Genomic DNA, 12181 nt, shown 5'->3' on the forward strand with positions numbered 1-12181 from the left:
TTAATATAACATATATAACATTTATCAGATTTATTAATTGGATGGAGATAATAATACGATTGAAATTGGAGAGCTTGTTAGATTTGAAGCGGAATATGGGCCAAGGGCAGGGATAGTTCTTCAAATAAATCCATCTAAAATTCTTATAAAAGGTTTTGATACAAATGAGTACTGGCTGGAAAAAGAGAATTTAGAACTATATATAGACTTTATAGAAGGTGAAGGGCGGGCGAGGAAACTCAAGACGGTATACGAAGAGTTCTTTGGTGTAAGATATAATCGAATGCCATCGAAAAATCTTGAAACGCTTTTAAATATACTACAAAAGCATGGAATAAGTTACAATCCTGATGCAAAACGGGCAGATGACCCATTTAGAATGCATCGAAATAAAGCATATTTAACTAATACCGAGCGAACTAAATACTCTGCTAAACCAATATTAGGGGATGAAATAAGTCGACTACTGCCGAAATGGATAGAACCTGAAGAGCTTCCTTCCTCCTCACGTGACCCACTTGGCTTGCAGGCATTTGCTATGCATTTGGCTGATAAATTACTCCCTGGAATGACTGTTTTTACAAGTCGCGCTGGATACTTTTTTTTCCTTTCGTGGGCACTAAAGAGCCTTAATGAAACTCACTCGGATACAGGGCAATATGATGTTTTAAAGCGTTTAGAGAGGGCTTTGGTTCTCTGTGAGAGTTTATATCATGGAAAAGATGGTTTAAAAGACTGTATACATCTAGGAAACAGAAGTAAAATGCGACTTTTGGCAAATGGTGTTGGCAATGTCGAAATACCAGACAAGATTCTCAAAAGACAGGACGCCACAGGCTGCTACAACTTATACAAGAACTCAATGATCAGCTTAGGGTTCTGGGAAGAAGATGAAGAGGCAGCTATAAAGGGATTATTGCCTTATAGATTAACTAAGCTCGGTGAGAAAATAGCTGATTTATTTGAAAAGAGAAACTATTCATCTGAGCTATTGCGATGGGCTAAAGAAAAAGAGACTAAAAGGAGTGTTATACACCTGGAAAATTGGGGAGAAGATCTGTGTTTTCTTACTTATGGCAGTATAGGTGAAAAAAAGACCTTTTTAGAAGGTTTTCTATTTGCAAAAGGACATTCTGATAGAGTAGTATATGATGCTAATTTACGTCTAAAAACGTTGATAGCATTAGATTATGAGGATTTACTAATTGGAGATAGTATAAATGAGATGCAAGCACCTGTTACTGATGAGGCATATGGCGCAGCAGTTTCTGAGCTGGAAGATAAAGAACCAGGTTACAATCAATTTTTCTTAGTACATTATTTTGATAACAGAAAAAAGAAAAATATAGAACCGTTTGTTGATGCAGCAATTTATGAAATATTGGGTCTTTCACTAAATGCAATTTTTGCAGGAGTTTTTTATCACGTTAAAAATAGTGGGCGCACAAATATACCTAAGTGGATTGCTAAAGACGTCGTAGCAGGCTCAAGAAATATAGACTTCTGGGATGCTAAATTGGAAGAAGCGGTCAAAATATCCAGAGAGTCGGAAAGAAAACTGATAAGCATTATTTTATCTTTAGATACCTCCTCGCAAAGTGGAGTTATTGAAGCAGGTTTGATGCTTTTGATGAGGGTCCTTTCTGATGAATTCAACCGGCAAGTTTTAAACTCACATTTAGCAGAATGTGCTTTCCAAGACATACTTGAAGACTTAACTACACAAAAAGAAAAAAATATGAGGCAAGTATTAGAATTTTTAATTAAAGCTCTGATATTGCACCACAGGGGTGTGTTCGAGCGTAAACACAAAGAGCGCTGGTTGGATATTGATGGAGATGAAGTCTATGCTTTTGAAATAAGTGGGGATATGGCGCTTGGTTTTCATAGTTATCGTTTCCCACAATTGATGTCAATAATAAGAGATATTGAATTATCGAGGGAGGATCTACATAATGGAGGACAGTAGCGTTATCATCCAAGATCTGGTTAGAGAGTTCCAGCCAAATGAAGATATAAGACACGCTATATTCTTAACATATACATTTGATGGGCCTTACATTGAAGACTCAGAACGGGGGTTATTTGATTTACTATGGCAGCGCAATTGCCAAAACATTATTGTCATCCGCGATGGTAACGCTGTTATTAATGAGAAGCAATCCCATAGATATCGTGTTCTAAATGCCTCATACAGTACAAAAGTATTTCATAGTAAATTGATGTTTTTTTTAACACAGTCAGGAGCGATGGCACTTGTTGGATCCGCAAATTTGACAAGGGGGGGTCTGGAAAGAAATCTGGAGCTTATCAGCACCTATAGATTAGACCTTGAAACTGGTCCGATTGATTTCTTTAGATCCCTTAAGGAATATTTCAGTACCCATTTAAGGAGAGAATTGAATCCAGTTTCCGATTTACTTAAAGCACTGGATACATTCCTGAGGGACTATGAATTATTCTTATCGGAGATTCCAAAAGCCAGAAAATATTACATGGAACCTATTTTTTTGCATAATTACGATCGATCTCTGTTGGAAAAGATAACCGATCAACTACCGTCTAACAATCTTTCGGGATTATGGGTAGTTAGTCCATTCTACGAGCAGGACAAAAGTGATGGAATGAGAACAGAGGACCCTCTGTACGAAAACCTAGATAATACGCTAATAGAGGAATTATTTAACAAAATTAAATTCATAAAATCAGACAATGATAAATCCATACATTTATATTTTCAACCAAGTGGGGATAATAGGACAAACCTTCCATTAAATATTCTTGGTAACTATCGTAACAGGATATCTTTATTTCCCAAAAACACAGCTGTCGATGGTCTTTTTCAACGCTCTCTCCATGCAAAGATGATGATATTCATAGGGGCGTCCGCTGGATCAGATGGTTTTATCGCTATATTTCAAGGCTCAGCTAACTTCACAAAGGCGGCACTATTATCTAAGCCTCCCAATGGAAACGCTGAGATTGGTGTGTTAACAATATTCCCAAGAAAAAGTTTAGATCTAAATTTATTATCAAGATACTTAAAATTAAATCAAATTTTCAAATATGAAGAGAATTGGGAGAAATGGATGCCTACTAATAAAATTACAAAATATACACTGGCTCCAGCGATCCAATTATCGGGAGGTCTTTTGGCTTTAAAAGATAATAAAATCAGCATTTATTTTAAAGCAAATGATAAAGTTAGCAGAATAAAATTTAAACTTGTAGCTTTTAATGAGAACTTTATAAATCTAAATGAGCTGAAGAAACCTTTTGATGGCCCTGCTGTCTTTGATATCCATCCAGAGAAGATTTTTGATCGAGAAAATGATTTAATACATCTCCGATACAATCGAATCAGAGGTGAAGCATTTGATGAGGATGGAGTAATAATGGGAGAAGCCGACGGTCCATTAAATGTTGATAATCCATCTTTATTTATGAATGACATTTTCTTTGAAACAGATTTCACTGGTTTAGATAATGAGATCTACCAAACTGGAATTGGGTCATTTTATAGATATTCGGAAATTAAAAACCTTATAAACAAATTATTGACTTCTAAAAAGAGAGATAGAGACACCTTATTATTGCCAAAACATCAAGCAGATTTAGATAAATTTTTCCGTCAAATTCACATCGGATTCAAAGGTTGCGGTAATAAGTTAGAACGCTATAAATATTCAAAATACATTTTCGCGGATTTGTTGCGTGATTATCAAAAATGGAGTGTTCAAGCAATTGAAAAAGATGATTATACACCTGAACAGAAGCTCTACCTTATTGATCGGATTATTAGAGCTGTTCAAGAAAATAGTAAGGATGTCTTGGGGAGCGAAAAAAATAGATTTCAAATTTCAAGAATTATCGAAGAAGAATTTCTAAATCAATCCAAAAAACCGATTGAGGAGTATCTTAAGAATGTTGGCAAGTCTCCGATGTTGAAACAATACTCTTCTAAGACGCTTAAAAGGCTACGTAGCATTGAAGAAACTGTAAAAAATATTAAATTAAGATATTGAGGTAATTATATTGGCAAATGAAGATGTCATTGAGAAACTTGTTAGCGAAATAGATCTTGGAAAGGGACATGAGCATCAACATAGGGCAGTTTATTGTGCGCTTTCCCGTCTTATAAAGGATAAACAGCGAGGTATAATTTTAGCAGATGAAGTGGGTTGTGGTAAGACTTATGAGGCCTTAGTGTCTCTTGCACTTTTATGGCTATATCACCAGGAAATTGGAAAAAGAATTAAGAAAGTGTTAATTCTTTGCGATTCTAAGCTCATCCGAAAATGGGAAGATGAGGTCGAAACGGATAAAGATTTCAACGGCAATAAACAAGGATTTAAATCATACCTGAGAGACCATAAATGGGATAAATTTAGAGAGAGCTTTATAGATGAACCTGGCTTCAAAGTAATAAAAAATGTAGGGGAAGCCAGTAAAATGTGGGGAGGAAGGGGGGGAAGAAAATTGCTGAGAGGAGTTAGAAAAAATGAAAAAATCCAGGTTCCAGATGGTCTTTACATTGTCAAGAATTATACCCTATATGAGAACCAACAGAATAAAAATAAACTACTCAGATATATATTTAATACAGACTGGGATGTAATAATAGTTGATGAAGCTCACCACTACGCAAAAGAGAATGAATGTACCTATATATTTGCCCCAGACTTCAGAGACGTTGGTCGAGGATCTTCTCCGAATTTTGAGAGCGGCATACAATCCAGATATCTGTTTCTTTTAACAGCGACCCCTTTTGAGCTGGATCCTAAACAGATGGTTAACCTGTTAAAAATTGCACGTGCGGATAAAGATGATCTAATGAATATAGAAAGTATTCTCAAAGATTATCAAAAAGCTCTTTACCATTTTTATGATTTAAGAGCATTGCCACCAGATGATGACCAGCGTAGAAGAATCGTAGAATATATAAAGTTGCTTAAAGATGGGTATGATGGAAAACCAGGGCTAGAAGCTCTTATGAAGAAATATATGATTCGTAATGTTAAAGAGAGTTTCAGTAGGGAGTATTCCTTCGTGAATCGAAAGCTAAATAGTGAGGGCTGGGATTTCAAAAAATTTGATAAATTTGATAACATCAAACAGATTTGTAAGAATAACCCATTAATCCCATTCGAGAGCCACCATGCTTTATATTATCTAGAGCTTCGTGAGTTGATTCAGGAAGCATCAGAGATATCAAAAGACAATGAAAAAAGATCGTTTATTACCATGGATCTTTGCCAGGGTCTATCTTCATACCCACAGATAATGAAAAGTAGTATACTGGTGAAATCAAAAAGTAGTAGAGCAAAAGATTTCTTGAAACTTATCTCGAAATGGGATAAGAAATCAAAAGGTGATTCAAACTTTTTGCATCCTAAAGTTGTTGCGCTTAGAGATATTGTAACGTATATTATTCAGTTAGAAATGGAAAAAATTAGAAAAAATCCTGAATCCCATTTTTCAAAAATTATCGTTTTTAACAAATTAGTTAAGGGAACTGCACCGCATCTCAAAGAAGAACTGATAAAAGCAATAAAGCCATTGGTTGAGAATTTTGTTGAATCTATAGCAAAGGAAAAAGGCTGGAGTTCTTTGCAAGAATTACGAAAAACTGCTTTAGAAGAAGGAATAAAAAGGATTAAAGAACTTAAAGAGTTTTTTGATTCAAAATACCAAAAAGATGCAATTTTGCCAAAATCATTAATTGAAGAAGCCGGATTTGTAACAAATATTAATAAGCACGTCGTAGATGTTTTTGAATCATTTGTAAAAGATCGAATTAATCAGGATTTATTTTTATTGTATTATCTTTGTTCTAATCATCAAGATATCAAAAAATATATAGAAAATATTGTCTATGACCTGCGAGTACAGTTGGATAATCTTATTGAAGTTTATTTAAATGAACAGCTTAGCTCAAAAATAACTACTGTAAGAAATTTGGAAATGCTCAGAGAAGATTATAAGAATCCTGAAATCGTGGGGCGTTACGATGGTGATAACACTAAGGACCGGGAAGCACATCGTAAAAATTTTAACAATTTATATAACCCTCTAATCCTAATAGTAAGCAAAGTTGGAGAAGAAGGTATAGATCTTCAAAAACAATGCAGATACATAATACACTATGACTTGGAGTGGAACCCTGCTAGAATGGAGCAGCGTGAAGGAAGGGTAGATAGGGAAGGATATGGAAGAGCAGATGAAGGGAATATTAAAGTTCACTTTAAAATCTTAAAAGGAACATATGAGGAACGAATATTTCACACTGTAATGCAAAGAGACCAGTGGTTCCAGATTCTAATCGGATCAAAAAAGACGAAACTTGGAAGCTTTAACGACGGTGAAACAGATGAAAAAGTGGATATTACAAAAGAGGACGCAAATTTACTCGAAGAAGTGAGAGAGGAAGCAGATTCGGTGGGGAATTTAACACGAGAAGAGAAAAATGCTGTTATGCTTGATCTTAGACCACCTGTAATGGGGCTACAACTGAAAATATGAGAAAATATAAATCGGGTTCATAATCGTATGCAGGTGTATGAACTCAAAAGCCAAACTCATTGATTTCATACGCAATTTACCAACTTTATACCCACGACGATTCAGGACAAAAGAAGCACAGAAGAGCGAACACTCGTATGCCTTGTTCTGGAACTTGCTTATTTGAAATGACTAAAACAACCAATAGGAGATAGAAAGACCTCATGTACCCCTTTGATGCCTTGGACTTTAGCGAAGCGGAGCCGAGGTGGGTAGGAGATGTATTTTACTCTGGCAAACTCCAGAATCTACAAAACCTTGTATATGTAAATACTTTTATCTAATGAAGCTCCCAATCGCAGCAGAGCTGGGGAGTGTAACGATTAAAATTAAATAGGATACTTAAAATTCATTGATATCCGTAAAAAATTATCCCGACAATTTTTTCAAATTTTAAATGCCTTTCAGCTGATGCCAGATTTTCCCCTTCGCCTTCGCTCAGGGTCGCTTTACGCTAAAATCTGGCCTTTCCAGTTTCTAAACTCTCCTCTGTAAAAATTTCCAATACAAGGAGGTAATCAGATGGAAAATTGTAACATCAGAATACTCGACATGCGTAAAGAAGAAAGACCCAGGAATAGATTGATGGACAAGGGCGCCGGTTCATTGAGCGATTCGGAGCTCCTGTCAATAATCCTGAGAACAGGTTCAAAGAAAGAGAATGCGATAAATCTGGCCCAGCGAGTTCTATCTCAGTATAATCCAAAAGAACTGTCCCGAATAGATACCCAACAGCTAATGAAAATAAGCGGGATTAAAATGAGCAAAGCCTGCCAGATAGCTGCTGTCTTTGAGATAGCCCGCAGACTTGAAACGTTCGTGAGTGATGATAAACCGAAGATAAACTCTCCGGAAGATGTTTACCGACGATTGTATCCGTACATGAGGGAGTCAAAAAGGGAGACTTTTATTGAATTGAGCCTGGATACAAAGAACCAGATTATCCGGGAGGATACAATATCGATCGGGTCACTGAACGCCAACATTGTTCATCCCAGAGAGGTTTTTAAAGTAGCGTTGATGCAGTCAGCAGCGCATATAATAGTCGCGCATAACCATCCTTCGGGAGATCCTACACCAAGCAGGGAGGATATTGAGATCACAAAGAAATTGGTTGAGACGGGGAAGATAATGGGAATAGACTTACTCGATCATGTGATAATCGGTGATTGCAGACATTTCAGCATGAAGGAGGCCGGTCACATATGAATATGGCAGAAGTAAATATCTGGCAGGATCTCTCCCCAGAAGAGGTTCGAGAGTTTATTCAATGGGCTCTTGATAACTGGAAGCCAAAAACTCCGGTGAATCCAGTATGGCATCCCCTGATAAGGCGTACATGGTCACAAATGGACGCATCGTTCGAGACATCCAGGAAGCAGATTCTTGCTGACACGGGAGAATCTCTTTTCACTTCCAGAATGACTGAAAACGGAAGGCCTTCGATAATGAAAATACCATGGACTGTGATAGAGAAAATGGATATAAGTGCAAGCCGAATAATCGTTAACTGGCAAGAGTTCTACCTGTTCAATTACGATGGGAACCTGCTTTTCACTCCAGAAGAGGTAGCAGCCGCACATCAAAGGTTCATCCAATACCCGAAGATAGAGAGAACATTCCCTGCATGGATACTCTCAGAGTCAGATATAAAAGGAGTGGCTGACCGCTTTGGGCTGGACCTTGAAGGAATCGATCTGGATCTTGTTGTTCATCACTTCAAGAAAGGGTTCATGCCTATGGTAGAATCGTGGGATGAGGTTCTAAAAATAGGAATCGAACAGGCCAGGTTGGAGAAGTTTATCCAGGCATAAGAACGGAGGGGTTATGACAGGTCAATTAACGCTTGGATTATTCGAAGATATCAAACCTGACCACGGGAAAATAACAGCCATTACGGCTGCACCCATGTCAGAATTGCCCGGATTATACCCTCCGGATTTCATATCTCTGGTGATGGAAACAGTTGAAGTCACGGAAGACGAATTTGATTCGAGGAAAATCCCATTTGATATACGGGGTGATCCGAACGAAGAGTTGTGGCGCGATGTCCTGGCAGGACATATAGACCGTGAGAGGGTTTTCAGTGATTATCAATCCCTGGGGCAGACGGTAGCAATAGAAGGCAACAGGGGTATTCCCGATCTGGCAAAGAAGAGAGCGCTCACTTTCCAGCAGTTTTTCACGCCATCGATAATAACACGGTTCATAACGCAGGCACTCAGGCTTGACATACCCGGAACACCTGCATCTGTCTTTGATAATAGCTGTGGCATGGGCAGAATGTTCCAATTCCTGAACAATTCATGTGACCTCGCGGGAATTGAAGTCGAAGATAAAGCCTTTCACATGGCAAGAACTCTGTTCCCGGGAGCCTCCATCATCCAGGATGACATGATACATCATCCGAGGGCAATTGCAGATTACTTCCTGATCAATCCTCCCTTCTCAATACAGTTAGAGAAAAAGAACTGCGGTTTCAAGAATGCGGGGTGGGGGGATCTTGGGCCAGGGACGAGCATAAAGTCACATATTGCAGCCATGGAGACTGCAATTGAGAGCGCACGATACTTCGTGGCAGCCATGTTACCGACCGGCTACTTCACGAACGAGGATACATTTACATTCGAGAGATGGGTAAACCAGAATGCCAAGCTCATCTTCAGACTGGACATCGAAGGCAAAGCGTTCACTAAGTACGGATTCACATGGCCATGCTCAGTGGTGATCTATTCAACGGATGACCTTAGCATACCTGGAACGCTCCACCATAAAACAGATGTTCTCGATGAAGCGTTTCTCGCTCGCGAACTTGCAATATTGCAATTATCGGAAACAGGCCGAATTATCCAAGAAGCTGCTGACCACATAAGGAAGAGAGGGCACATACATTTCACCAGGCCAGAGAAATACAAACCTGATAAGGTACAGGAGCCTCTAACAAAGCTACCACTGACAGGATCGAACACGGTTAAGCTCTGTTTATCGCCGGACGCCAGCTGCTTAAACCTGAAGGTTGATAATCTCCTTGCTGCTCTGAAAGTACATGAGTTCAGGGAAGCAATGGGCAAAGAATGGAATCAGGGGCTCAGTGGTTACACATCCCTTGCAGATGTAAAACTCAGAAGGAGAAACCTGTTAGAAGATCCACGAGCACTTTTTGAGTTGTGGCAAGATATTTCGCGCACAGGTTTAATTCCTGTGATCGATACGCAATACGCTAATTGGGTAGTCAAAAAGGCAAAGTGGTTTGAACGGCAGCAGGCTCCCTTCGAGCAGTTCATCAAAGGAAAAGATGGTAATTGGATATGTCTGCATAAGGATGACGGCATTAAATCGCTGTATCCGGAACTGTATCATGCAAGGTTAAAGAAGCTGGATAAGCTCGGCATTACATGGCTGTGGCCATTCCAGAAGGAAGATGTAGCCAGGATGAGCATGAAGAACTCGAACCTCCTTGCAGATCACATGGGATTGGGTAAGACGAGACAGATAATAGCACTGGGGATTCTATATGGCTGCAAACATAGTCTGATTGTTGTAGAGCCAAAGTTAAAAGATGAGTTCGTGAAGGAGTTCAAGAACATCGGCATAACAGACTATCAGATCATAACTGATGAAAAACAACTCAAGAGCCTGAGAAAGTTCAATCTTATTGCTTATAACTTGTTATGGCGCCCTCTCAACAAACACACAAAGAAGACCTTCGCAAAGGCAATGAGAAGAAGGTTTCAGTTCATAGCAATTGATGAAGCTCACAAGATCAAGGCTAAAGACAGTGAGCAGGCAAAAGCAGTCAGGATGCTGAAAGCAAGGTACAAACTCCTTTCAACAGGAACACCGATAGCCAACTATCCAAGGAACATATTCAGCCTCCTTGTCTTTGGATGGGGTGATGCAACAGAACGCAATCATTACGGCTATTATAGTCCGATAGAGCGCACTGAAGATAATAGAATCAGGAGCTGTTATACAACAGGCACGCGCCAGTTCAAAGAGGATTTCATTAGCATCGAATGGGTTACTCCACAGTTTGATCATACTCTGGATACAGGAGCCAAAAGCCGCGAGGTTCCAAAAATTAAAAACCCGGAGCTATGGTGGCAGATGATGTGTAGCAAGATGATAAGGCGCCAGAGAGATGAGCCTGATGTCAAGGCACACATAACCTTCCCCAAGCCTGAGATAAAGACAGAGCTTATAAAAATGTCGCCAGAGCACATAAAGCACTATAAGCATTGGCTTGATAATTTTGCAGGATGGTTCAAGGAACAGTTAAGGATGGAGAAGGAAGAGGGCCACAAGATTGATCAAATGATGGTTCTTGCTCACCTCACTCAACTGCAATTCGCCTCAACTATTCCGCAATCGCCAAAGACAAACACAAAGGATGCACAGTGGTCATTCGGCCCAACGACAAAGCAACAAAGGACAATAGACCTTATAAAAGAAGCAATCGCCAATGAAGAGAAGATAATTGTATTCTCTGAAAGACCTGAGTTCCAGAGGTTTGTCCAGGAGATCCTTCATACCAAGTATCATGTAAAGTCTCACCTTTTCATAGGACAGCAGGGAATTAAAGAGCGTAATATTCTCCTGAATGATTTCAGGAATAACGGAACAAACGTGCTGCTCGCAACAACATCATGCGGTGAAGTTGGTCTGAACATCCCTGAAGCGAATGTTGTGGTTCTCGCTGACACTTCATGGACTCCGAGCAAACAGATCCAGGCGTATAGCAGGATACTCAGACCTCAGCAAAAGAAAAAGCCCAAAATTTTCCTCTTGAGAGCAGTTGGGACCATAGACGAATACATGAGCCAATTGATGCAGGCTAAGAGTGAGGCTATTGACGAAGGAATTGATTATCAGGAAGCGGCTGCTTTTGACCCCGGGAAATGGTTGAGCTACAAAGATTTCACTATTAAGATGCTGAGAGAGGAGGGGTATAATATATGATAGAAATAAAGAACGGCAGGATATATTTCTACAACACGTTAAAATCCGATCTCAGGGTTCTGGACTTCATGTGCCTGTCAGCATATGTCTGCCCGGTATGCAAGAATGTCCTTCGCGCTTATTTTGTGGGAAATATAACACCGGAAGCACTTAAGGAATATATGGAAAAAGACACCATGAAGTACGCCTACGAAATGGGAAGCACCCAGGGAGCGCAGTGGATAAAGCTGCGTGATCATTCTCATAAAGAGACCTGCAGTTGGCAGATAGTCGGGGCCATATCAAAAGGCATAGATAATTCGGTCAAGTCTTTTATCGATATCCATGAAGTTAAGATAAAGGATAAACAACTGCTAATAAGAGCAATAGAAGAGGGAGTAATGCCTGGATTCAAAAAAGTGCCTGACGAGATCGGAGCCGATTTGCCAATGTTGATTTTCAAAGAGAACGATCTTCTGGACACCAAGAATATGTCGTTTGATAAGAAGTGGGAGCTCCTCAGGAATCTCGGCAAGTGTATAGAAACAGTTCTTGAAACAATTAGATTACCTCAGTAACGTTGAAGCCAGATTTTCCCTCGCTTCGCGAGGTCGGGCGCAGCCCTAAAATCAGGCGTTTTCAGTTTCAGAATATCCCATTGAGCACAAGCTCTCAATATATA

8 protein-coding genes are annotated in these 12181 nt (G+C 39.3%); all 8 read left to right on the forward strand.

The genetic code is table 11. The features are described from left to right. Nucleotides 1–37 precede the first annotated feature (37 nt). Nucleotides 38–1969, forward strand: a complete 1932-nt coding sequence (locus CL181_RS15880; RefSeq protein ID WP_097300304.1) for a hypothetical protein — start codon at nt 38–40, stop codon at nt 1967–1969. Then, entirely contained in the window at nt 1956–4025 is a 2070-nt protein-coding gene (locus CL181_RS15885) for a phospholipase D-like domain-containing protein (RefSeq protein WP_097300305.1), read from the forward strand. The genes CL181_RS15880 and CL181_RS15885 overlap by 14 nt, the downstream gene beginning before the upstream one ends. 10 nt (nt 4026–4035) lie before the next feature. Further along, nucleotides 4036–6522 carry an SNF2-related protein gene (locus tag CL181_RS15890; RefSeq protein WP_097300306.1) on the forward strand — a complete coding sequence of 829 codons (2487 nt, stop codon included), beginning with the start codon at nt 4036–4038 and terminating at the stop codon, nt 6520–6522. A 37-nt stretch (nt 6523–6559) separates the two neighbouring features. Next, entirely contained in the window at nt 6560–6688 is a 129-nt protein-coding gene (locus tag CL181_RS21240; RefSeq protein ID WP_255251605.1) for a hypothetical protein, read from the forward strand. Between the two features lie 395 nt (nt 6689–7083). Then, nucleotides 7084–7770 carry a DNA repair protein RadC gene (gene radC / locus CL181_RS15895; protein ID WP_097300307.1) on the forward strand — a complete coding sequence of 229 codons (687 nt, stop codon included), beginning with the start codon at nt 7084–7086 and terminating at the stop codon, nt 7768–7770. Continuing rightward, entirely contained in the window at nt 7767–8375 is a 609-nt protein-coding gene (locus CL181_RS15900; protein ID WP_097300308.1) for a hypothetical protein, read from the forward strand. Before radC ends, CL181_RS15900 begins: the two co-directional genes overlap by 4 nt. Nucleotides 8376–8388: 13 nt before the next feature. After that, nucleotides 8389–11520, forward strand: a complete 3132-nt coding sequence (locus tag CL181_RS15905; protein WP_097300309.1) for an SNF2-related protein — start codon at nt 8389–8391, stop codon at nt 11518–11520. After that, nucleotides 11517–12077 carry a hypothetical protein gene (locus CL181_RS15910; RefSeq protein ID WP_097300310.1) on the forward strand — a complete coding sequence of 187 codons (561 nt, stop codon included), beginning with the start codon at nt 11517–11519 and terminating at the stop codon, nt 12075–12077. The genes CL181_RS15905 and CL181_RS15910 overlap by 4 nt, the downstream gene beginning before the upstream one ends. Nucleotides 12078–12181 lie beyond the last annotated feature (104 nt).

This window comes from Candidatus Methanoperedens sp. BLZ2 (assembly GCF_002487355.1).
Lineage (GTDB): Archaea > Halobacteriota > Methanosarcinia > Methanosarcinales > Methanoperedenaceae > Methanoperedens.

What these genes read in the sequence shown, in the direction of transcription:
- CL181_RS15900 (WP_097300308.1), top strand. Translation starts at nt 7,767, where the DNA reads ATGAATATGGCAGAAGTAAATATCTGGCAGGATCTCTCCCCAGAAGAG.
- CL181_RS15905 (WP_097300309.1), top strand. Translation starts at nt 8,389, where the DNA reads ATGACAGGTCAATTAACGCTTGGATTATTCGAAGATATCAAACCTGAC.
- radC (WP_097300307.1), top strand. Translation starts at nt 7,084, where the DNA reads ATGGAAAATTGTAACATCAGAATACTCGACATGCGTAAAGAAGAAAGA.
- CL181_RS15910 (WP_097300310.1), top strand. Translation starts at nt 11,517, where the DNA reads ATGATAGAAATAAAGAACGGCAGGATATATTTCTACAACACGTTAAAA.
- CL181_RS15885 (WP_097300305.1), top strand. Translation starts at nt 1,956, where the DNA reads ATGGAGGACAGTAGCGTTATCATCCAAGATCTGGTTAGAGAGTTCCAG.
- CL181_RS21240 (WP_255251605.1), top strand. Translation starts at nt 6,560, where the DNA reads ATGAACTCAAAAGCCAAACTCATTGATTTCATACGCAATTTACCAACT.